Source organism: Streptomyces sp. BBFR25 (assembly GCF_044590125.1).
GTDB lineage: Bacteria > Actinomycetota > Actinomycetes > Streptomycetales > Streptomycetaceae > Streptomyces > Streptomyces canus_D.
Window position 1 is genome coordinate 7482213 of the sequence record NZ_CP172447.1, and the last position, 22397, is coordinate 7504609.

Here is a 22397-nt window from a genome sequence, read left to right on the forward strand (position 1 = left end):
CGGGCGCTCCGGCTCAGTCCAGCATCCGCTCGCGCAGCCGCTCCCGGGTCTCGGGCGTCAGCCGCAGCCCCTTCTCCAGGTACGCGTCGACGCCGCCCCACGTCTCCTCGATGGTCTCGAAGGCCGCCGCCAGGTACTCGGCGCGCGCGTCGAACAGCGGGCTGAGCAGCTCCATCACCTCGGGGGAGTAGGCCGAGGCCGCGGAGCTGCTGCGGCGCACCTTGTAGCGGCGGTGCGCGGCGTTCGACTTCAGGTAGTCCTCGACGACGGCCTCGCGCTCGACGCCCAGGGCGAGCAGGGTGACGGCGACGGACAGTCCCGCACGGTCCTTTCCGGCCGCGCAGTGCATCAGCGCGGGGACGCTGTCCTCGGCGAGGGCGTGCAGGATCCGGGAGTGCTCCGCCGTGCGCTCCGTGATGATCGAGCGGTAGGAGCCGATCATGCGGTCGGCGCCCTTGCCGTCGGCGAGGATCTCGCGCAGCTGGTCGAGGTCTCCGTCGCGGACCATCTTCCAGAACTCGGCGCCGTCGGCCGGATCGCTCAGCGGCAGGTTCACATTGCGCACGCCCGGCAGCTCGACGTCCGGGCCCTCGAGCTTCTGGTCGGCCGCGTTGCGGAAGTCGAAGATCGTGTGCAGGCCCAGCGAGGCCAGGAAAGCGGCGTCCTCACCGGTGGCGTGTGCCAGGTGACCACTGCGGAACAGCACTCCCTGCCGTACCCGCCGCCCGTCCGCGGTCGGCAGTCCGCCCACGTCCCGGAAGTTGCGCACACCGGTCAGCTCGGGTTCGGTCGACGGGACCTGCTGCGTCACGGGGGCTCCTCCCACTCCACCCCGCCGCCGCTGCTCGCCGACGGGCTGGGCTCGACGATACGGCATCTCCGGTGCGCGAAATCGTACTCCGAGGGATATTGCGAGCCGATAAGGCCCTTCTGTCCGAATTGGCGCCTTAATAACAACTGGCCCTGAAATGGCGGAGGGTGGGTGTGGGGCGCGTGAGCAGCGTCATATCCGTGACCGTGCGTGGCCCGTCATGTTCACGTAATTCGGCTGCGCCTCAAGGGTCTTTAAGGAAATCGACGCGACGGAAATCGACGCAGGGTTACCGGTTATTCCCGTAAAGGATCAATCGGAACACCGGTCGCGGGAAACCCTCGCTTGTCCCTGTGCGTCTTGGTCCCTTACGTTCACCACCGATCCGGACGGACGCCTAATCCTGCCGCCGACCGGAGCCCGCACTCATCCACCACCCGTACACGGCAGGAGCGGGGGACCCACAGGTACGACTGCCTGTTCCGGTTCCCGGAACGGCTTGGGGTAAAGCCGCGTTCCGACGCGGCCGGGCATCTCCAGCCCGCACCCGACAGCTCACCTCGCAGGCGCCGGAGAGGAATTCGCCATGCCCGCCAAGGGTAAGCACCGCCGTACCAGGGCCATGCGCCTGACCCGCGCCATCGCCGTCGCCGGAACCGGTGGCGCCGCGCTCGCGCTCCCGCTGATGGGCGCCGCGGCCGCCAACGCCGCCCCCGCGCACTCCGTTTCCGAGCAGGCCGTGCAGTCCGTTCCGACCTCGGCAAAGAAGGCCGCCGCGGAGAAGAACTCCGACTCGCGCACCTACACCGTGAAGAGCGGTGACTACCTTTCGAAGATCGCCGACGAGCAGGACGTCGACGGCGGCTGGAAGAAGCTCTACGCGGACAACCGCGAGGCCGTCGGTTCCGACCCGTCGCTGATCCACCCCGGTCTCGAGCTGTCGATCGGCGGCCAGGCCGCCAAGTCGTCGGCGCCGTCCTCCGCGCAGTCGCAGAAGCCCGCGCAGAAGTCCGCCGAGAAGCCCGCCGCCGAGAAGCCGGCCCAGAAGTCGACGGACGCCGAGAAGGCCTCCTCGGACTCCTCCGACTCCTCGAACACCGGCACCCAGTCCGCCGGCACCACCAGCGGTTACACCTCCCCCGTCGCGGGCGGCACCGTCGGCACCCCGTACCACCAGTCCGGCAGCATGTGGTCCAGCGGCTACCACACCGGCACCGACTTCGTCGTCCCGACCGGCACCTCGCTGAAGGCCGTCGGCGCGGGCACCGTCGTCTCCGCCGGCTGGGGCGGCGCGTACGGCAACCAGGTCGTCATCCAGCTCGCCGACGGCCACTACGCCCAGTACGCCCACCTCTCCTCGCTCTCCGTCTCCGCCGGTCAGTCGGTGACGGCCGGTCAGCAGGTCGGCCTGTCGGGTGCCACCGGCAACGTGACCGGACCGCACCTGCACTTCGAGATCCGCACCACGCCGGACTACGGCTCGGACATCGACCCGATCGCGTTCCTGCGCTCGCACGGCGTCTCCGTCTGACGACCGGTTCCGCGCGGCCCCCGCGCCCCGAAGGCCGGACCCCGATCCCCGGGTCCGGCCTTCGGCGTATCCGGCCGGTCGATGCATCCGCTCTCCGTTGTATTCCGGAATTGACGAACACTTTAGGCGTGGCCTTTCTCACCGCCCGTCAACCCCTTCCTACGGTCGCGTAGGTCACATTCCAAGGTGAATCATGGGCCGATGTGGCAGACGATTCGAAGAGTGACAGCAGAGCAGTGATCGGGTCGTACGTGGCGGTGGGGGACAGCTTCACCGAGGGCGTCGGCGACACCGGCCCCGACGGGGCGTTCGTCGGCTGGGCCGACCGGCTCGCCGTACTGCTCGCCGACCGGCGCCCCGAGGGCGACTTCACGTACACGAACCTCGCCGTGCGCGGCAGGCTCCTCGACCAGATCGTGGCGGAACAGGTACCGCGGGTCGTCGCACTCGCCCCGGACCTGGTCTCGTTCGCGGCCGGCGGCAACGACATCATCCGGCCCGGAACCGACCCCGACGAGGTCGCCGAGCGGTTCGAACTGGCGGTGGCCGCGCTGACCGCCGCGGCCGGCACCGTCCTGGTGACCACCGGGTTCGACACCCGAGGGGTGCCCGTCCTCAAGCACCTGCGGGGCAAGATCGCCACGTACAACGGGCACGTCCGCGCCATCGCCGACCGCTACGGCTGCCCGGTGCTCGACCTGTGGTCGCTGCGGAGCGTCCAGGACCGCAGGGCGTGGGACGCCGACCGGCTGCACCTGTCGCCGGAGGGCCACACCAGGGTGGCGCTGCGCGCGGGACAGGCCCTCGGCCTGCGCGTCCCGGCCGACCCGGACCAGCCCTGGCCGCCCCTGCCGCCCCGCGGCACGCTCGACGTGCGGCGCGACGACGTGCACTGGGCGCGCGAGTACCTGGTGCCGTGGATCGGACGTCGGCTGCGCGGCGAGTCCTCGGGCGACCACGTGACGGCCAAGGGCACCCTGTCGCCGCACGACATCAAGACGCGGATCGCCGCGGTGGCCTGAGGCGGGAGCGGGCGGCCGACACCCGTGCGACACCCGGCGTCTAACGCCGCGCGGGTGCCAGGGCCGAGCGCTCCAGGCCCAGTTCGCGGGCCAGGGCCTCGTCCACCCACTCCTGCGCCCGGGCCCGCGACACCGTGCCCGTGTACGACGTGAGCTGCACCGCCAGCCCGTCCAGCAACGCCGTCAGCCGCAGGGCCGCGGCGTCCGGCTCGGGGCAGGAGAACTCACCGGCGGCCACGCCCTCGGCGATGACCTCGGCGAGCGCCGCCTTCCACTGGCGGTCCAGCTCGCGGGTGACCTCCCGCAGCGCGGGCTCGCGCGGCGCCGCCGCCCAGCCCTCGATCCACAGCCGCCAGCCCTTGGCCGGACCGGTCGGCGCGTACCACCGCACGGCCGCCCGCAGGCGGCGCAGCGCCGACGTACGACGGGCGAGCAGCCCCCGCAGATGGGCGAGGTCGTCCTCGGCGGCATGGGTGAACGCGGCGGCGACCAGACGTTCCTTCGTGGAGAAGTGATAGAGCACCAGGGCGTTGCTGACGCCGAGCGCCGCGGCCACGTCGGCGATCCGCAACGCCGCCACGCCCCGCGCCGATATCTGCTCGATGGCGGCGCCCAGCAGCTCCTCGCGCCGCTCCGCCACGCTCAACCGGACTCTCCCCACGCCCGTCACCCTATACAGGCGTCCGGACGGGCGTGACGCCCTTCCCGGTCGCGGTGGCCCGAGGGGAACACGGATGTGACACCCGTCGTTCGAGGTGACGTAGGACGAGACGACCATCATGACAACCTGAACCACTCCACCTGGAGGTACCGTGCCCGCTTTCCGTTCCCCGAGTCCCGGGCTCAGCGTGCCGCGGCCCGCGGCCTTCGGCGTGGACCCGAGCGGTGAGCGCATGGCGCGCATCCGCAGATCGCCGCACTTCCGCGACGGCGTCTTCCAGAACCCCGGAGGCACCGCCAGGACCCGGCCCTCCGGATCGGCCGCCGAATTCGCCAAGATCTACTTCAACAAGGAGGCGCGACTGCGCCGGGCCCCGCAGGGGACGGTCCCGGTGCACGCCACCACCCTGGCCGACCTCGCCCGGCCGCCGGCCTCCGGGCTCCGGCTGACCTGGATGGGCCACTCCAGCGTGCTCGCCGAGATCGACGGGCAGCGCGTGCTCTTCGACCCGGTGTGGGGCGAGCGCTGCTCCCCGTTCCCCTTCGCCGGGCCCAAGCGCCTGCACCCGGTGCCGCTGCCGCTCGCCGCCCTCGGCCCGGTCGACGTCGTCGTCATCTCTCACGACCACTACGACCACCTGGACATGCCGACGATCAAGGCGCTGGCCGGCACGGACACCGTGTTCGCCGTCCCGCTCGGCGTCGGCGGCCACCTCGAACACTGGGGTGTCTCCGCCGACCGGCTGCGTGAGCTGGACTGGCACGAGTCGACACGCGTCGGCGGCCTCACCCTCACCGCCACCCCGGCCCGGCACTTCTGCGGACGCGGGCTGCGCAACACCCAGCACACCCTGTGGGCGTCCTGGGTCGTCGCCGGTGACGAGCACCGCGTGTACCACAGCGGGGACACCGGTTACTTCGACGGCTTCCGCGACATCGGCGCCGCGCACGGCCCGTTCGACGCCACGATGATCCAGCTCGGGGCGTACGCGGAGTTCTGGCCGGACATCCACATGACCCCCGAGGAGGGCGTCCGGGCCCACCTCGACCTCCAGGGCGGCCGGCCGCACGGCGCCCTGCTGCCGATCCACTGGGGTACCTTCAACCTGGCCCCGCACGCGTGGGCGGAGCCGGGGGAGTGGACGAAGGACGCGGCCGAGGAGGCCGGTCAGGCGGTGGCGTTCCCGCGGCCGGGGGAGCCGTTCGAGCCGGCGGGGGAGTTGCCGGTGGGGGCGTGGTGGCGGGCGGTCTCGAGTCCGATCGCACATCCCTGGCGGCGCCCGCGAGGTGCTGAGATCCTGGCTGAGACGAGCAGGGGCGATCTCGACCTCGCCGGGGAGCGGTGAGAGCGGTCGTCGTACTTCTCCGCTCGGCCGTCACAGCCGTCGATGTCGTCGTCACATCCTTCACCGTGTTCCGGGCGTCTGTGTCACAGGTGATACCGGGCAAGTAGGGCCGGTTGCCGGACGTCTGGTGCTTCTTGTCCGCCGGGGGCGGGTCAACAACACCCGGGTCAACAACACCCTCTTCGCGGTCCGGGCCAAAAGCTGTACCGGTCGGCCCCGTTGAGTCGTCACGCGCGGTGACTGAATTTGATGGAGTCCGACCGTTTCCCCGCCGTTCGGGAACGGGTGTGTATCCGGCTTATCGGTCTGTCGTACGAGGCCTCATACCAGAGCGGGACCTTGCCCGGGGGACTTTGGCAACTGCCCACCGCACATGAGGAGCAGACGACTACTGTCAGTGTCCGTCGGGCGACGCAGGGCCGACGGACCAGTACACGGACCAGCACGAGGACACCGATGTCTCACCTCCGCGCCCCGGCCGCGCGAGCAGACCGCCGCGAGGGCGGGCGGCACGGCCGGCCGGCCCCACGTAGCACCGCCGCGCTCCCCGAGACCCACATACGGTCCCAACTCCTGAGGCTCGCCGTCCTGCCGCCGGTCGCGGTCGCCCTCAGCGCCTGCGCGGTCGTCCTGTTCACCGTCCGGTCCACCGGCGCCCGACCCGCCCCCGTCCTGTGGGGCGTCCTGGCCGGGGCGGTCTCGGTGACCCTCGCGGCCGTCGCCATCGCCGCCGTCGCCGCCGACCGCGCCGCGCGCTCCGTGCACGACCGCGTCGGCGCCCTGCGGCGCAGCACCGCGCGCCACGAGGGCGACCTGCGCGCCGTCGTCGAGGCGTTGCGCCGCGGCGAGGCGCCGCCCCCGCGCACACCGCGCGGCGGACCGCCGGACGACGCCGACGACCTCGACCTGCTCGCCGCCGACCTGTCCCGCGCGCACGACGGCGCCGTGACCGCCGTCGTCCGGGCCGCCCAGCTCTCCAGCCAGGCGGGCAGCGAACAGAAGCTGGAGGTCTTCGTCAACCTCGCCCGGCGCCTGCAATCCCTGGTGCACCGGGAGATCTCCATCCTGGACGAGCTGGAGAACGAGATCGAGGACCCCGACCTCCTCAAGGGCCTCTTCCACGTCGACCACCTCGCCACCCGCATCCGCCGCCACGCCGAGAACCTCGCCGTGCTCGGCGGTGCCGTCTCCCGCCGCCAGTGGAGCAACCCGGTCGACATGACCGAGGTGCTGCGTTCGGCCATCGCCGAGGTCGAGCAGTACTCCCGGGTCCGGCTGGTCCCGCCGATCGACGGCACCCTGCGCGGCCACGCCGTCGCCGACGTCATCCACCTGCTGGCCGAACTCGTCGAAAACGCCACCCTGTTCTCCGCCCCGCAGACCCAGGTGCTGATGCGCGCCAACCTCGTCACCTCGGGCCTGGCCGTCGAGGTCGAGGACCGCGGACTGGGCATGCCCGTCGGTGAGCAGAGCCGGATGAACGCCCTGCTGGCCGACCCCGACCAGGTCAACGTCGCCCGCCTGCTGGCGGACGGGCGCATCGGGTTGTTCGTCGTCTCCCAGCTCGCCAAGCGGCACGGGATCACCGTGCGGCTGCAGACCAACATCTACGGCGGTGTCCAGGCCGTACTGGTCGTGCCGCAGGCCCTGTTGGGCACCGAGCCGGGGGCGCTCCCCGGGGGCGCGGCCCGCCCGGCGGAGGCCGCCGGGGTCGCGCCGGTGCCCGTGCCGCCGCCCCGGCAGCAGCCGCGGGCCGGAGCCCCCGCGATGCCGTCGGCGATGCCGGACGCACTCGCTCCGGTCCCGCCCGCTCCGGTCCCGCCCGTTCCTGCCCCACCTGCTCCCGCCCCCGCCCCGGCCCCCGCGGCGACCGGTCCGGTCCAGGCGCGCAGGGCCGACGGCGAGCCGCTGCCGCTGCCCGTGCGCGGCACGCACCGCAACCGCCCCACCCCGGCCGCCGCCGTGCCCGGCGTGCGGTCCGAGGACCGGGATGCCCTCGCCGAGCACGCGGCCACCCCGCCCGTCCCGCGGCACAGCGCGGTGCGCGGCACCATGGGCAAGCCCCGACTGCCGCGCCGCCGCGCCCAGGAGCACCTCGCGCCCCAGCTGCGCGGTGGCCCCGCGCCCCGCCAGGAACCCGACCAGTACACCGGCCACGACCCGGGCCTGATGGCCGCCTTCCAGCGCGGCGTCGGCCTCGCGGAGGCCCAGCAGCGCGCGGAACCCGCGCCTGCGGCACCGACCCACCGCGACCCGGGCGTGACAGCCGAATGACCACCCGCACCACCACCCCCACCCCCACGACCGTCCCCGCCCCCACGACCACCCCCACCCACATGACCAGCGCTCCCGCAGACCTTCGTACCCCAAGGAGTCGATCCACCATGGCGAGCGATGCGCCGACCGGCCAAGTGTCCGACCTCGACTGGCTGATGAGCGGCCTCGTCCAGCGCGTGCCGCACACCAGCAGCGCGGTGCTCCTGTCCGCCGACGGACTCGTGAAGTCCGTCCACGGACTCGACGCCGACAGCGCCGACCACATGGCGGCCCTGGCCTCCGGCCTGTACTCCCTCGGCCGCAGCGCCGGCGTCCGCTTCGGCGACGGTGGGGACGTACGCCAGGTCGTCGTCGAACTCGACTCGACCCTGCTCTTCGTCACCACCGCGGGCTCCGGCACCTGCCTCGCCGTGCTGGCCGGCCGCGAGGCCGACGCGGCCGTCCTCGGCTACGAGATGGCGATGCTCGTCAAGAGCGTCCGCCCCTACCTCGTCACCGCGCCCCGGCAGCACGCCGTCGAACCCCCGGCGATGAGGCCTTGACGGTGGCCGCGGCCGGCGACGGGCCCTGGCTCGACGACGCGGCCGGACGGCTGGTGCGCCCCTTCACCGTCAGCAACGGCCGTACCCGGCCCACCGTCGCGCTCGACCTGATGTCCCAGGTCATGGCCACCGGGGCGACCCCCCTCGGCTACCTCGGACCCGAGCACGCGCACGCGCTCGACCTGTGCCGGGCGCCCCTCCCGGTCGCCGAGCTCGCCGCACATCTGCGGCTTCCGGTGGCGGTCACCAAGGTGCTGCTCTCGGACCTCGTCGACTGCGGCGCGCTGACCACCAAACCCCCCGCCGCGTTCCACCACCACCCCACGGACCGGGCCCTTCTGGAGGCAGTGCTCGATGGACTACGACGACAGCTCTGACTACGCACACGGCGAAGGCGCCGACCCGTTCCCCACCGCCCTGAAGATCCTCGTGGCGGGCGGATTCGGCGTCGGCAAGACGACCTTCGTCGGCGCCGTCAGCGAGATCGCGCCGCTGAGCACGGAGGAACTGCTCACCACGGTCAGCGCCGCGACCGACAACCTCGACGGAATCGAGAACAAGCTCGAAACAACCGTGGCCATGGACTTCGGCCGCCTCACCCTCGATCCCGAACACGTCCTGTACCTGTTCGGCACGCCCGGCCAGGAACGCTTCTGGTTCATGTGGGACGAACTGTGCGAAGGCGCGCTCGGCGCGGTGATCCTCGCCGACACCCGCCGCCTGGAGGAGTCCTTCGCCGCCGTCGACTTCTTCGAGGAGCGCGGACTCGGCTTCGTCGTCGCGATCAACGAGTTCGACGGCTCCCACCGCTACGACCCCGAGGAGGTGCGCGCGGCCATGGACCTGCACCCCGAGATCCCGATCGTGCGCTGCGACGCCCGGATCTCCAGCTCCGGCGTCCAGACCCTGCTCACCCTCGTGCGCCACCTCATCGCCCACACCCCGGCCCCGACGTCCGGGTTCGGCGCCGGAGTCCGCCCATGAGCTACGACCCGCCGCGCCCGGCCGGACGTCTGCTGCTCACCCCCGAGGACCGGGAGGCCCCCGAGCGGGTACGACGGCTGCGCCGGCTCGGGCTCGCGGAACGCGCCGACCCGGCCCTGGACGCCTTCGCCGCGCACCTCGCGGTCCTCGTCGAGGCACCGTACGCGATGGTCAACTTCCTGGTGGAGGGCGGGCAGTTCTTCGCCGGACTGCGGGTGCCGGACGTTGCGCCGGTGACGCGGGGCGACGGGACCAGCCCCGAGTTCGGCCGGGTCCAGCCCAGGGACCACGGCTTCTGCCCGCACGTGGTGGTCCGGCGCAAGGCGCTGGTCCTGGAGGACGTGCGCGACTATCCGCGGTTCGCGGGCAACCCCGTCGTCGACGCGTTCGGCATCCGCTCCTACCTCGGCGCCCCGCTCATCGACAGCACCGGGACGGTCCTCGGCACCGTGTCCGCGGCCGACGTGCGGCCCCGTACCTGGGGGACCGCGGGCCTGGCCACGATCAAGTCGACGGCGGCCGACCTCGTACGGCGCATCGAGCGCAGCGCGGAGGACGGGCTCCCGCTGTGAATCGCGGGGCGATCGGACGCCCGGGGCGTGCGGCGTGAAGGAAAGCTGCGGCCGGGCTTAAGAAAGGCTCGATGGACCCGGGACGGTGTCGTACGGCAGATTGCTGTGCGATTCCCCTCCCCTTCCCGGACGCGGGCCGCTCCGGCGTGCCCACCGCCGGGACCTCACCCCCGTCAGGAGCCGTTCAGTTGAAGGCGCTGGTCAAGGAGAAGGCGGAGCCCGGGCTGTGGCTCGCGGACGTGCCCGAGCCCGCCGTGGGGCCCGGTGACGTCCTCATCAAGGTGCTGCGCACCGGCATCTGCGGCACCGACCTGCACATCCGGGCCTGGGACGGCTGGGCGCAGCAGGCCATCCGCACCCCGCTCGTCGTCGGCCACGAGTTCGTCGGCGAGGTCGTCGGCACCGGGCGCGACGTCACCGACATCAAGACCGGCGACCGCGTCAGCGGCGAGGGCCACCTGGTCTGCGGCAAGTGCCGCAACTGCCTGGCCGGACGGCGCCACCTGTGCCGCGCCACCGTCGGCCTCGGCGTCGGCCGGGACGGCGCCTTCGCCGAGTACGTCGCCCTGCCCGCCGGCAACGTCTGGGTGCACCGCGTCCCCGTCGACCTCGACGTCGCCGCGATCTTCGACCCGTTCGGCAACGCCGTGCACACCGCGCTGTCCTTCCCGCTGGTCGGCGAGGACGTCCTCATCACCGGCGCCGGACCGATCGGTCTGATGGCCGCCGCCGTGGCCCGGCACGCGGGCGCCCGCAACGTCGTGATCACCGACGTGAGCGAGGAGCGGCTGGAACTGGCCCGCAAGGTCGGCGTCAGCCTCGCCCTGAACGTCTCGGACGCCACCATCGCCGACGGACAGCGCGAGCTGGGCCTGCGCGAGGGCTTCGACATCGGCCTGGAGATGTCCGGCCGCCCCGAGGCCATGCGCGACATGATCGCCAACATGACGCACGGCGGCCGGATCGCCATGCTCGGCCTGCCCGCCGAGGAGTTCCCGGTCGACTGGGCCCGGATCGTCACCTCCATGATCACCGTCAAGGGCATCTACGGCCGCGAGATGTTCGAGACCTGGTACGCCATGTCCGTGCTGCTCGAAGGCGGCCTCGACCTCGCCCCGGTGATCACCGGCCGGTACTCCCACCGCGACTTCGAGGCGGCGTTCGCCGACGCGGCGAGCGGCCGGGGCGGCAAGGTCATCCTCGACTGGACCGCGTAAGCCACCTTTATCTTCAGGAGCTTCTGAGATGTTCGACTCCGTGCGCGACGACCTGCGCGCCACCCTCGACGAGATCCGCGCCGCCGGCCTGCACAAGCCCGAACGCGTCATCGGCACCCCGCAGTCCGCGACCGTCAACGTCACCGCGGGCGGCCGCCCCGGCGAGGTCCTCAACTTCTGCGCCAACAACTACCTCGGCCTCGCCGACCACCCCGAGGTCGTCGCCGCCGCCCACGAGGCGCTGGACCGCTGGGGCTACGGCATGGCCTCCGTGCGCTTCATCTGCGGCACCCAGGAGGTGCACAAGGAACTGGAGGCCAGGCTCTCCGCGTTCCTCGGCCAGGAGGACACGATCCTCTACTCCTCCTGCTTCGACGCCAACGGCGGCGTCTTCGAGACCCTCCTCGGTCCCGAGGACGCGGTGATCTCCGACGCCCTCAACCACGCCTCGATCATCGACGGCATCCGGCTGTCCAAGGCCCGCCGCCTGCGCTACGCCAACCGCGACCTCGCCGACCTGGAGCGGCAGCTCAAGGACGCCTCCGACGCCCGGCGCCGCCTGATCGTCACCGACGGCGTCTTCTCCATGGACGGGTACGTGGCCCCGCTCGCCGAGATCTGCGACCTGGCCGACCGCTACGACGCCATGGTCATGGTCGACGACTCGCACGCCGTCGGCTTCGTCGGCCCCGGCGGGCGCGGCACCCCCGAGCTGCACGGCGTCATGGACCGCGTCGACATCATCACCGGGACCCTCGGCAAGGCGCTGGGCGGTGCCTCCGGCGGCTACGTCGCCGCCCGCGCGGAGATCGTCGCCCTGCTGCGCCAGCGCTCGCGCCCCTACCTCTTCTCCAACACCCTCGCCCCGGTGATCGCCGCCGCCTCCCTCAAGGTGCTCGACCTGCTGGAGTCGGCCGACGACCTGCGCGTACGGCTCGCCGACAACACCGCCCTGTTCCGCCGCCGGATGACCGAGGAGGGCTTCGACATCCTCCCCGGCGACCACCCCATCGCGCCCGTCATGATCGGCGACGCGACGAAGGCGGGCCGCATGGCGGAGCTGCTCCTGGAGCGCGGCGTGTACGTGATCGGCTTCTCCTACCCGGTCGTCCCGCAGGACAAGGCACGCATCCGCGTCCAGCTGTCCGCCGCCCACTCCACGGACGACGTGCACCGCGCGGTGGACGCCTTCGTCTCCGCGCGGGAGCAGCTCCCCGCCTGAACCCCCGGTGACCTGAGAGAATCGATCCCATGATCGAGGCGCGGCGGCTGCACATCCTGCGAGCGGTGGCGGACCACCGGACCGTGACGGCGGCGGCCGCCGCGCTGTACCTCACCCCGTCCGCGGTCTCCCAGCAGCTCGCCGCCCTGGAGCAGGAGACCGGGCACCGCCTGGTCGAGCGCGGCGCCAAGGGCGTACGGCTGACCCCGGCCGGGGAGATCCTGCTCAGCCACACCAACGCCGTCCTCGCCCAGCTGGAGCGGGCGGAGGCCGAGCTGGCCGCGTACGGCTCGGGCGAAGCCGGTACGGTCACGGTCGCCTCCTTCGCGACCGGCATCGCCCTCGTCGTCGCGCCCGCCCTGGCCCGCCTCGCCGCCTCGGCGCCCGGCATCCGCATCCGCGTCCAGGACGCCGAGGGCGACGCCAGCCTGCCGATGGTCCTGGACCGGCAGGTCGACGTGGCCGTCGCCGTCGAGTACCGCGGGGCGCCGTCCGCCGACGACCCGCGCCTGACCCACGTCCCGCTGTACGCCGAGCCCTTCGACGCGGTCGTCCCGGTCGCCCACCGCCTCGCCGACGCCGAGGAGGTGCCGCTCGCCGAGCTGGCCAAGGACACCTGGATCGGCCCCTATCCGGGCAACCCGTGCCACGACGTGGTCGTGCTGGCCTGCGAGAGCGCCGGGTTCCAGCCCCGCCTCGAACACTCCTCGGACGACTTCCGCGCCGTGGTCTCCCTCGCCGCGGCCGACGCCGGGGTGGCGCTCGTCCCGCGCTCGGCACTGCACGGCACCGACCTCACCGGCGTGGTCGTCCGCCCGGTCGACGGGATCGCGCCGACCCGGCGCGTCTTCGCGGCCGTGCGCCGGGGAGCGGAGGAGCACCCGCTGATCCGCCCGGTCCTCGACGCACTCGGCGAGGCGGCCCGGGCGTGAGGCTTCCGTAACACGAGCGTCTCATATGAGGGATACCGTCCCGGATATGAGAGAAGACGACTGCGGCACGGACCCGGTGGACGTCCGGCTCGCCGCCCGGCTGGCCGAACTGCGCGCCGAGCACGGCTGGTCGCTGGGGGAGCTGGCGGAGCGCAGCGGGGTGAGCCGGTCCACGCTGTCGCGGGCCGAGCGGGCCGAGACCAGTCCCACCGCCGCGGTGCTGAACCGCCTGTGCGCGGTCTACGGACGGACCATGTCCCGGCTGCTCAGCGAGGTAGAGGCGGAACCCGCGCTGCTGGTGCGGGCCGCCGAGCAGCCCGTGTGGGAGGACCGCGCGGCCGGGTTCGTGCGCCGCTCGGTCTCCCCGCCGCACGCCGCACTGCGCGGCGAACTCGTCGAGGGACGGCTCACCGCGGGCGCCGACATCGCCTACGACCGGCCGCCCGTGCCCGGCCTGGAACAGCACGTCTGGCTCCTGGAAGGGGCCCTGGAGATCACGGCACAGGACGTGGCGCACCGCCTCGCCGCCGGGGACTGCCTGCGGATGCGGGTGTGGGGGCCGACGCGGTTCCGGTGCGCCGGGCCCGAGGGCGCGCGCTACGTGCTGGCGGTGGTGCTGCCGTGATCGTGCACCGGGTCGACGAGCACGGGGTGACGGCGCTGCTGGACGGCCTGGCCGGTCTGCTGACCGACACCGTCGCGGGCGGTGCGTCCCTCGGCTTCCTCGCCCCGCTCGGCCACGCGGAGGCCGTGCGCTGGTGGCGGGGGCGGGCCGCCGCCGTGGCCGCCGGGCAGCTCGCCGTCTGGGTGGCGCGGGAAGGGGAGCGGGTGACCGGAACGGTGAGCCTCGCCCTGCCGGACAAACCCAACAGCCGCCACCGCGCGGAGCTGGCCAAGCTGATGGTGTCCGGCGAGGCGCGCGGCCGGGGACTGGGCCGACGGCTGCTGGCCACCGCCGAGGAGGCGGCCGCGGCGGCCGGCCTCACCCTCCTCCACCTGGACACCGAGACCGGCAGCCCCGCCGAGCACCTGTACCGGTCCGCCGGGTGGACCCGGGCCGGAACGATCCCCGACTACGCGGCGGACCCGCGCGGGGAACTGCGGCCGACGACGCTCTACTTCAAGCAGGTCGGAGTGCCGCTGGGCGCACCCGCCGCCACCGGGTGATTGTCGGTGGCGGCGGCTACCGTGCCTGTCATGCCGGACGCAGAAGACGTACGCCGTATCGCCCTGTCCCTGCCGGACACCACGGAGAAGATCGCCTGGAACATGCCCACCTTCCGGGTCGCGGGAAAGATGTTCGCGACCCTGCCCGAGGAGGAGACCTCCCTCGCGGTGCGCTGCCCGAAGGAGGAGCGCGACGAACTGGTGCTGGCCGAACCGGAGAAGTTCTGGATCGCCGGGCACGAGGCGCAGTTCGCCTGGGTGCGGGCCCGGCTCGCCGCCCTGGAGGGCGAGGACGAGCTGCGCGACATCCTCGCCGACTCCTGGCGCCAGGCGGCCCCGACCCGGCTGCTGGAGGCGCACCCCCGGCTGGGGCTGCCCGCCGGGGGCTGAAAACCCCTCCGGCGTTGTCAGTGCCCCGTGGCATGATCCGAAGACGTGCGTGACAGCCGGGACCGGAGGGGGGTTCCGGCTGTCGGACGCACGGTGCGACGGGAGCGCAGGGGGAGGGGAGAGACGTGATGGCCGGTACCGCGTCGCGGCCGACGGCGGTGCGAGCCGTCTGGTCGCGGGACTTCGCGCTGTTCTTCGCCGCCCGGGCCGTGGCCCGGCTCGGCGACACCATGCTGCCCGTCGCGCTCGCCGCCGGACTGCTCCAGCACGGGTACGGGGCGGGCGCGGTCGGCCTCGCCATGGCCGCGACGGCCGCCGCCTTCGCCGGTCTGGTCGTCTTCGGCGGGGTCCTCGCCGACCGCTTCAGCACCCGCAAGCTGATGATCGGCGCCGACCTGGGCCGGCTCGGCACCCAGGCCCTGGCCGCCGCGCTCTTCTTCTCGGGACACGTCGTGCTCTGGCAGATCTGCGCCATCGGGTTCGCCAACGGGGTCGCGAGCGCCGTCTTCCAGCCCGGCGTCGCCAGCACCGTGCCCCGGCTCGCCTCCGACATCCAGGGTGCCAACGGCGCGATACGCGTCGCCGAGTCCGCCGCCCAGCTCGCCGGACCCGCCGTGGCGGGCCTCCTGGTCGGCTTCGCCTCGCCCGGCGGGGTCTTCGCCGCCCACGCCACCACCTACGCGATCAGCGCCCTGTGCCTGCTGCTGCTCCGGCTGCCCCCGCCCGCGCCGGGGAGCCCGGCGGTCTCCGGCCGGGGGAGCAAGGCCTTCCGCGCCGACCTGGCCGTGGGGTGGCGGGAGTTCCGTGCGAGGCGATGGCTGTGGAGCGTCATAGCCGTCTGGTGCGTCTACATGATCGCGGTCTGGGGCCCGACCGTTCCGCTGGTCGCCACCGAGGTGGTGCAGGAGCACGGCCCACGCGCCTACGGGCTGGTCAACTCCGCCCTGGGCGCGGGGACCGTCGTGGGCGGCCTGCTCGCCCTGCGGCTGAGACCGCTGCGCATGCTCCGGGCCGGCGCGATCGCCCTCGTCGGCTTCGCCGCCTTCCCGGCGAGCGTCGGTGCCGGACTCGGCGTACCCGCCATGGCGGCCGGAGCCGCCGTCGCCGGGGCCGGCCTGTCCTTCTGGGGCGTGATGTGGGCGACCAGCGTGCAGACTCAGGTCCCGCCGGACGTCCTCAACCGCATCCACGCCTACGACGTGGCGGGCTCGCTCGCGATGATGCCCGTCGGCCAGGCACTCGCCGGTCCGGCCGCCTCCGTCCTCGGCGCCGACCACGTGCTGCTCGTCGCCGGTGCCATGAGCTTCGCCGTGTGCGCGGCCCTGCTCCTGATCCCGGCGGTGCGCGGGCTGGTGCGCGTGGAAGCGGCCTCGGCGGGATCGAGCGGCACCGCGGCCCCGACCGGGCCCGAGCCGTCCCGCACGCAGAAGTGCTGACGGGTCCCGCTGTGCCGCTGTCGCGCGCCGGAAAAGCGATGCGCGACCACCGGCCCGAGTGCGGTATGGTTTTCCTGCGCGTTCGACCGGGGGAAACCCCAGGTCAGACGGGCAACGGGACGTGGCGCAGCTTGGTAGCGCACTTGACTGGGGGTCAAGGGGTCGCAGGTTCAAATCCTGTCGTCCCGACCGGAGACGGTCGTTGATCGAGGGGCGGTTTCGGAGAGATCCGAAACCGCCCCTCGATTGTTCTCCCTGCGGCGTGCCTGGGCGCCCGCACGAGATGTCCGATATATCACTGTCGGGTGTCCGTGCTCATCCTCTGCCACTTCGCGCTCGCGCTGTTCGCCGCGCCGTTGGTGAGATGGTGCGGAACCCGAGCCTTCCTCGTGCTGGCCCTGCCGCCCGCCGCGGCGACCGCCTGGGCCGCCACCCGGTGGAGCACCACGGCCGCGGGCGGCGCCGACACCGTCGAGTGGCGCTGGCTGCCTGCCTACCACGTGGACTGGGCGCTCAGACTGGACGCGCTCGCCGAACTCATGGTGCTGCTCGCCGCGGGCGTCGGCACCCTCGTCCTGGTCTACTGCGCCTCCTACTTCGACGACCGCTCGCGGCAGCTGGGCAGGTTCGCCGGGAACCTCCTCGCCTTCGCCGGGGCGATGCTCGGCCTGGTCCTCGCCGACGACCTCGTCCTGCTCTACATCTTCTGGGAACTGACGACCGTCTTCTCCTACCTGCTGATCGGCCAGACCAGCGACCACAAGCGGAACCGGCGCAGCGCCCTGCAGGCCCTGACGGTCACCGCCCTCGGCGGACTGACCATGCTCGTCGGCTTCCTGCTCCTGGGGCACGAGGCCGGCACCTACCGCGTCTCGGCGATCCTGGCCGACCCGCCGCCCCCGTCGGCGGCGCTGTCCACGGCGATCGTGCTGATCCTCGTCGGCGCCCTGTCCAAGTCCGCGATCTGGCCCTTCAGCCTCTGGCTGCCCAACGCCATGGCCGCCCCCACCCCCGTCAGTGCCTATCTGCACGCCGCCGCGATGGTCAAGGCGGGCGTCTACCTCGTCGCCCGGCTCGCCCCCGCCTTCGCCGACGTCACGCCCTGGCGCCCGCTGCTGCTCGTCCTCGGCTCGGTGACGATGCTGCTCGGCGGCTGGCGGGCGCTCCGGCTGCACGACCTGAAACTCGTCCTCGCCTACGGCACCGTCAGCCAGCTCGGCTTCCTCACCGTCCTCACCGGCGCGGGCCGCCACGACACCGGCCTCGCCGCCACCGCCATGATCCTCGGGCACGCCCTGTTCAAGGCGCCGCTCTTCCTGGTCACCGGCATCGTCGACCACGCCACCGGCACCCGCGACCTGCGCAAGCTCTCCGGGCTCGGACGCCGGCTGCCCGCCGTGTGCGCCGTCGCCGTGCTCGCCGGAGCGTCCATGGCCGCGGTGCCGCCCCTGCTCGGCTTCAGCGCCAAGGAGGCCGCCTTCCAGGCGCTCCTGGACGGGAGCACCGGTGACCGCTGGGCGCTCGCCGCGGCCGTCGTCGGCTCCGCCCTCACCACCGCCTACACCCTGCGCTACCTGTGGGGCGCCTTCGCCCGCAAGCCCGGCCTCCCCGAGACCGACGCACACCCCGTCCCGGCGGCCTTCCTGGCGCCGCCCGCCGTACTCGCCCTGGCCTGTCTCGTCCTGGGGCCCGGGGTGTCCTGGCTCCAGGGTCTCCTCGGCACCTACGCCGGGCAGTTCCCGGCGCCCGCCCACCCGTACCACCTGGCCCTGTGGCACGGCGCGGGCCCCGCCCTCGGCCTGTCCGGCGCGGCCTGGGCGGGCGGGGTGCTGCTGTTCCTCGCCGCGGGCCCCGTCGCGCGGGTCGGCCAGAGACTCGCCTGGCGCTCCGCGGACCTCGTCTTCGGACGGATACTGCTCGCCCTGGAACGCACCGCCCTGCAGTGCACCGGACTCGTGCAGCGCGGCTCGCTGTCGGTGTACCTGGTGACGACCATGAGCGTGGTCCTCGCCGGGCAGATCGCCGTGCTCGTCGCCGACGAACCCTGGACCGCGGTGCCCGCACCGCGCCTGTGGGACCACCCCGCCCAGGCCGCCGTCGCCCTGCTGACCTGCGCGGCGGCCCTGCTGTGCCTGGGCGTACGGCGCCGGATGAAGGCCGTCGTCCTCGCCGGTCTCACCGGATACGGCACCGCGCTGCTCTTCGTCGCACAGGGCGCACCCGACCTCGCGCTCACCCAGTTCTGCGTGGAGACCGTCTCGATGATCGTCTTCGTGCTGGTGCTGCGCCGGATGCCGGTGCGCTTCGAGGAGAACTTCAGCCGGTGGCGACGCCTGCTGCGGATGCCGGTGGCCCTCGCGGGCGGTGCCGCCGTCGCCGTCGTCGTCTGGATCATGGCGGGGCACCGCCGGGCCGACAGCGCCGGAGCGGCGATGGTCGAGGAGACCGCGCACCACGGGCTGAAGGACGTCGTCGCGACGATCCTGGTCGACCTGCGCGCCTGGGACACCATGGGCGAGTCCGCGGTGCTCGCCACCGCCGCGATCGGTGTCACCAGCCTCATCTACCTGCACCGCCGCGCCGACGGCGCCGAGCAGCCCGTACTGCCGCTGCCCGGCGACCATCCGCACGCCGGACTGCGCACCGCCTGGCGGGCGTCCCGGTACGAATCGGCTGGCCTGCCCAGCGGCGACGAGGGGGCGCCCGAGCGGACCTGGCTCGCCGCCAGCGCCACCCTCGCCCCCGAGCGCCGCTCCCTGGTCCTGGAAGTGGTCGCCCGCCTCATCTTCCACCCCGTCCTCGTCCTCTCCGTCTACCTGCTGCTGTGCGCGGAGAACCTGCCGGGCGGCGGCTTCGTCGCCGGACTGACCGCGGGCGTCGCCTTCATCGCCCGCTACCTCGCCGGCGGCCGCCACGAACTCGCCGACGCCGTGCCCTTCAAACCGGGCGTGTTCACCGGCCTCGGCCTGTTCCTGTCCACCGGCGTCGCGCTCGGCGGCCTCGGCGAGGGCACCGTGCTGCACGGCTGGTCCTGGCACGGCCACCTGCCCGTGTGGGGCGACGCCCACCTGTCCACCGCCGTCCTCTTCGACTGCGGCGTCTACCTGCTCGTGCTCGGCGTGGTCCTGGACATCGTGCGGGCCCTCGGCGCCCGGATCGACCGCCAGATCGAGCGGGCCGCCCCGCGCCCGGAGGCGGGCCGCGCATGACCGTGAGCCTGTCCCTGCTGGTGGCCGCCGCCGTCCTCAACGCCGTCGGCGCCAGCCTGCTGCTGACCCGGTCGCTGACCCGGATCCTGCTCGGCGCCGTGGTCCTCGGCAACGGCGTCAACCTGCTGGTCCTCGCCTCCACCGGCAGCGCGGGCGACGCACCCCTGCTCTACCCGCACATCATCCGCAACCGCGTCACCGACCCGCTGCCCCAGGCCATCGCCCTGACCGCGATCGTCATCACCCTCGCCACCACCGCCTTCCTGCTCGCCATGGCCTACCGCAGCCACCAGGTCACCGGATCCGACGAGATCAGCGACGACACCGAGGACCGGCTGGTCGCCCTGCGCGCCGAGTTCCTCGACCGGCGCGGCGAACTCCGCGACCGCTACCGCGAGGCCCGCGCCGAAGAAGGCGGCGCCGACGCCGAGCAGCGCGCCCGCTACCGCGCCGCCCGCAGACGGCTGCGCAGGCGGGTCCGTGAGGAACGCGCCTACCAGGCCCGCGCCAACGACGTCTCCGGGAACCTGTGGAACGACATCCTCGGCGCCGACCCCGAGGACTACCGGGAAGGCCGCGAGCTGGGCTCCACCGACGCCGCAGGACGCCCCGGACCCGCCCCGGCCCGCGTCGCCGGACCCTCCAACGACCCCGAGGAGACCGGCCGCGAACCCGACTCGCTCCCCGGCGAGGACTCCTGCCACCCGCCGCCCGACCAGCCCGACGACCCCGAGGGCGCCGGCACGGAAGGAACCAGGTGAACGCGCTCGTCCCGCTCCCCGTGCTGCTGCCCCTGTGCGTCACGGGCCTGAAGCTGGCCATCGGACCCCGGCTGCACCGCTTCCAGCGCTTCATCAGCCTCGCCGTGCTCGGCGCGGTACTGGTCCTCTCCGTGGTGCTCATGGTGGCCGCCGACCGCCACGGCCCGCTCAGCGTGCACCTCGGCGACTTCGCGCCGCCGGTCGGCATCACCCTGGTCGCCGACCGGCTGGCGGGCCTGATGCTCACCGTCTCCAGCGCCGTCACCCTGCTCGTCCTCGTGTACTCGCTGGGCCAGGGCATGGCCGACCGCGACGACCAGGCGCCGGTCGGCGTCTTCCACCCCGCCTACCTCATCCTCGTGGCGGGCGTCTCCTGCACCTTCCTCGCCGGAGACCTCGTCAACCTCTACGTCGGCTTCGAGATCATGCTCGTCGCGAGCTTCGTGCTGCTCACCATCGGCGGCACCGCGACCCGCATCCGCGCCGGATCGACGTACGTGATCATCTCGCTGTTCTCCTCGGTGCTCTTCCTGGTCGCCATCGCCATGACCTACGCGGTCGCGGGCACCGTGAACTTCGCCCAGCTCGCCGAGCGGCTCCAGGAGGTTCCGCTCGGGGTGCGCACCCTGCTGGAGGCGATGCTGCTGACGGTCTTCGCGATCAAGGCGGCGGTGTTCCCGCTCGCCGCCTGGCTGCCCGACTCCTACCCGACCGCGCCCGCGCCGGTCACCGCGGTCTTCGCCGGACTGCTCACCAAAGTCGGCGTCTACTCGATGCTGCGCACCCAGACCCTGCTCTTCCCCGGCCACCGCCTGGGTGACCTGCTGATGCTCGCCGCGCTCGCCTCCATGGCCGTCGGCATCCTCGGCGCAGTCGCCCAGACCGACCTGAAGCGGGTGCTGTCCTTCACCCTCATCAGCCACATCGGCTACATGGTCTTCGGCATCGCGCTCGCCGGGCGCGGCTCGATCGCCGGAGCGATCGTGTACGTCGCCCACCACATCACCGTGCAGACCACCCTGTTCCTCGTCGCCGGGCTCGTCGAGCGGCGCGACGGCACCACGGAACTCACCCGCCTCGGCGGCCTGGCGAAGGCGGCGCCGTTGCTCGCCGTGCTGTTCCTCGTGCCCGCCCTGAACCTCGCGGGCATCCCGCCGCTGTCCGGCTTCATCGGCAAGCTCGGCCTGATGCGGGCGGGCGTCGCCGACGGCGGCGGCTGGGCCTGGGCACTCGTCGCCGGGTCCGCCGCCACCAGCCTGCTCACCCTCTACGTCATGGCGAAGGTCTGGAACCTCGCGTTCTGGCGCGACGCGCCACCCGGCGCCGAGGAGGAGGGCGTGGTGCTGGAGTCCGCCGAGGACGACGAACCGGACGACGAGGAACGGCCGACCGGCTCGGGCAGTGGGCTGCCGGTGCCCGCGGGCGCCGTGGTCGCCGCGGGCTTCCTCGGGCAGTCCATCACCACCAGCAAACGGCTGCCCTGGCCGATGCAGGCGGCCACCGGCGCCGCCGTCGCCCTCGGCCTGTCGTACACCGTGCTCGGCGGCCCCCTCACCACCTTCACCCAGGCCGCCGCCGCCGAACTCCTCGCCCGCACCCCCTACATCGAGGCGGTGCTGGGCCGGTGAGCGACCTCTTCCGCGACCGTTCTCCCTACAGTTGGTCCTTCCGCGTAGGCCGCGGCCGGCGCGTGCTCGACCTGCCGCTCGTCGGCTGGCTCACCGTCATCTGGATCCTGCTGTGGGGCACCCCGTCGTGGGGCAACCTCGTCAACGGCGTCCTCGTCGCGGTCTGCCTGTGCCTGGCCTTCCCGCTGCCCGCCGTGGACCTCGGCCTGCGGCTGCGCCCCCTGGGCATCCTGCGCCTGGCGGCCTACCTGCTGTACGACATGTTCTCCTCCAGCGTCGAGGTCAGCCGGCAGATCTTCGCCAAGGGCCCCTACCAGACGGCGGTCGTGGCCGTCCCGCTGCGGGTGCGCAGTGACCTCATGCTCACGGCCACCGCCGTCGCCGTCTCCAACGTCCCCGGCGGCTCCGTGATCGAGGTGCGCCGCTCGACGGCCACCCTGTTCCTGCACGTCCTCGACGCGGGCAACCCCGGTGAGATCGAGGGCGCCCAGCGGCAGGTGTGGCGCATGGAGGAACTCGTCGCCCGGGCCTTCGGCACCGCCGAGGACATCGCCGACGCCGCCCGTCCCGTACCGGAAGGTGAACCCCCGTCGTGACCACCCTGCACGCCGCCGAGGACATCGCCGACGCCGCCCGTCCCGTACCGGAAGGTGAACCCCCGTCGTGACCACCCTGCACGCCGTCGAAGAC

Annotated in this window: 21 protein-coding genes, 1 tRNA gene and 1 riboswitch; of the genes, 20 read left to right on the forward strand and 2 right to left on the reverse strand. The window is 73.0% G+C overall.

What is annotated here, in order from left to right; all coding sequences use genetic code 11:
* Nucleotides 1–13 precede the first annotated feature (13 nt).
* Nucleotides 14–811, reverse strand: coding sequence for a tyrosine-protein phosphatase (locus ACGH52_RS33475; protein ID WP_121703806.1), 798 nt, complete (start codon nt 809–811; stop codon nt 14–16).
* Between the two features lie 424 nt (nt 812–1235).
* A riboswitch (cyclic di-AMP (ydaO/yuaA leader) is annotated at nt 1236–1393 on the forward strand.
* Nucleotides 1394–1397: 4 nt separating this feature from the next.
* Here ACGH52_RS33475 and ACGH52_RS33480 point away from each other — a divergent pair.
* Both ACGH52_RS33480 and ACGH52_RS33485 read left to right on the forward strand, forming a co-directional pair.
* Nucleotides 1398–2342, forward strand: a complete 945-nt coding sequence (locus ACGH52_RS33480; RefSeq protein ID WP_399944845.1) for a peptidoglycan DD-metalloendopeptidase family protein — start codon at nt 1398–1400, stop codon at nt 2340–2342.
* Between the two features lie 236 nt (nt 2343–2578).
* Nucleotides 2579–3364 (forward strand): SGNH/GDSL hydrolase family protein, encoded by a 786-nt coding sequence (locus ACGH52_RS33485; RefSeq protein ID WP_076977437.1) that lies wholly within the window; start codon nt 2579–2581, stop codon nt 3362–3364.
* Nucleotides 3365–3404: 40 nt separating this feature from the next.
* On the opposite strand, the gene ACGH52_RS33490 is transcribed toward ACGH52_RS33485, so the two are convergent.
* The gene (locus ACGH52_RS33490; protein ID WP_059297140.1) at nt 3405–4025 is read right to left on the reverse strand and encodes a TetR/AcrR family transcriptional regulator; all 621 of its coding nucleotides are present in this window, start codon (nt 4023–4025) and stop codon (nt 3405–3407) included.
* Between the two features lie 151 nt (nt 4026–4176).
* Between ACGH52_RS33490 and ACGH52_RS33495 the strand changes: the two genes are divergently transcribed.
* From ACGH52_RS33495 to ACGH52_RS33580, 18 genes are all read left to right on the forward strand, one after another.
* Nucleotides 4177–5370, forward strand: coding sequence for an MBL fold metallo-hydrolase (locus tag ACGH52_RS33495; RefSeq protein WP_399944848.1), 1194 nt, complete (start codon nt 4177–4179; stop codon nt 5368–5370).
* Nucleotides 5371–5826: 456 nt separating this feature from the next.
* Nucleotides 5827–7644 (forward strand): ATP-binding protein, encoded by a 1818-nt coding sequence (locus ACGH52_RS33500; protein ID WP_399944851.1) that lies wholly within the window; start codon nt 5827–5829, stop codon nt 7642–7644.
* A 110-nt stretch (nt 7645–7754) separates the two neighbouring features.
* Nucleotides 7755–8189 carry a roadblock/LC7 domain-containing protein gene (locus ACGH52_RS33505; protein ID WP_030189437.1) on the forward strand — a complete coding sequence of 145 codons (435 nt, stop codon included), beginning with the start codon at nt 7755–7757 and terminating at the stop codon, nt 8187–8189.
* Nucleotides 8190–8191: 2 nt separating this feature from the next.
* On the forward strand, nt 8192–8566 hold the full coding sequence (locus ACGH52_RS33510; protein WP_059297137.1) for a DUF742 domain-containing protein: 375 nt from the start codon (nt 8192–8194) through the stop codon (nt 8564–8566).
* Nucleotides 8544–9173, forward strand: a complete 630-nt coding sequence (locus tag ACGH52_RS33515) for an ATP/GTP-binding protein (protein WP_059297136.1) — start codon at nt 8544–8546, stop codon at nt 9171–9173. The genes ACGH52_RS33510 and ACGH52_RS33515 overlap by 23 nt, the downstream gene beginning before the upstream one ends.
* Complete coding sequence (locus tag ACGH52_RS33520) at nt 9170–9745, forward strand: GAF domain-containing protein (protein WP_076977440.1); 576 nt, start codon at nt 9170–9172, stop codon at nt 9743–9745. Before ACGH52_RS33515 ends, ACGH52_RS33520 begins: the two co-directional genes overlap by 4 nt.
* A gap of 188 nt (nt 9746–9933) precedes the next feature.
* Nucleotides 9934–10962: an L-threonine 3-dehydrogenase gene (gene tdh, locus ACGH52_RS33525; RefSeq protein WP_121701228.1), complete on the forward strand. Its 1029-nt coding sequence runs from the start codon at nt 9934–9936 to the stop codon at nt 10960–10962.
* 28 nt (nt 10963–10990) lie between these two features.
* A complete protein-coding gene (locus tag ACGH52_RS33530) occupies nt 10991–12184 on the forward strand; it encodes a glycine C-acetyltransferase (protein WP_399944856.1) in 1194 nt (397 codons plus the stop codon).
* A gap of 29 nt (nt 12185–12213) precedes the next feature.
* Entirely contained in the window at nt 12214–13116 is a 903-nt protein-coding gene (locus tag ACGH52_RS33535; protein WP_059297132.1) for a LysR family transcriptional regulator, read from the forward strand.
* A gap of 46 nt (nt 13117–13162) precedes the next feature.
* The gene (locus ACGH52_RS33540; protein ID WP_210974808.1) at nt 13163–13741 is read left to right on the forward strand and encodes a helix-turn-helix domain-containing protein; all 579 of its coding nucleotides are present in this window, start codon (nt 13163–13165) and stop codon (nt 13739–13741) included.
* Nucleotides 13738–14283, forward strand: a complete 546-nt coding sequence (locus tag ACGH52_RS33545) for a GNAT family N-acetyltransferase (RefSeq protein WP_121701231.1) — start codon at nt 13738–13740, stop codon at nt 14281–14283. Before ACGH52_RS33540 ends, ACGH52_RS33545 begins: the two co-directional genes overlap by 4 nt.
* Before the next feature lie 30 nt (nt 14284–14313).
* A complete protein-coding gene (locus ACGH52_RS33550) occupies nt 14314–14673 on the forward strand; it encodes an MmcQ/YjbR family DNA-binding protein (RefSeq protein WP_171987508.1) in 360 nt (119 codons plus the stop codon).
* 128 nt (nt 14674–14801) lie between these two features.
* The gene (locus ACGH52_RS33555) at nt 14802–16109 is read left to right on the forward strand and encodes an MFS transporter (RefSeq protein WP_399944861.1); all 1308 of its coding nucleotides are present in this window, start codon (nt 14802–14804) and stop codon (nt 16107–16109) included.
* Nucleotides 16110–16224: 115 nt separating this feature from the next.
* Nucleotides 16225–16298, forward strand: a tRNA-Pro gene (locus ACGH52_RS33560).
* Nucleotides 16299–16414: 116 nt separating this feature from the next.
* Entirely contained in the window at nt 16415–19318 is a 2904-nt protein-coding gene (locus ACGH52_RS33565) for a Na+/H+ antiporter subunit A (RefSeq protein WP_399944863.1), read from the forward strand.
* Nucleotides 19315–20079, forward strand: coding sequence for a Na(+)/H(+) antiporter subunit C (locus tag ACGH52_RS33570; RefSeq protein ID WP_076977447.1), 765 nt, complete (start codon nt 19315–19317; stop codon nt 20077–20079). The genes ACGH52_RS33565 and ACGH52_RS33570 overlap by 4 nt, the downstream gene beginning before the upstream one ends.
* Nucleotides 20076–21707, forward strand: a complete 1632-nt coding sequence (locus ACGH52_RS33575; RefSeq protein ID WP_399944865.1) for a Na+/H+ antiporter subunit D — start codon at nt 20076–20078, stop codon at nt 21705–21707. Before ACGH52_RS33570 ends, ACGH52_RS33575 begins: the two co-directional genes overlap by 4 nt.
* On the forward strand, nt 21704–22303 hold the full coding sequence (locus ACGH52_RS33580) for a Na+/H+ antiporter subunit E (RefSeq protein WP_399944868.1): 600 nt from the start codon (nt 21704–21706) through the stop codon (nt 22301–22303). Before ACGH52_RS33575 ends, ACGH52_RS33580 begins: the two co-directional genes overlap by 4 nt.
* The last annotated feature ends 94 nt before the right edge of the window (nt 22304–22397 follow it).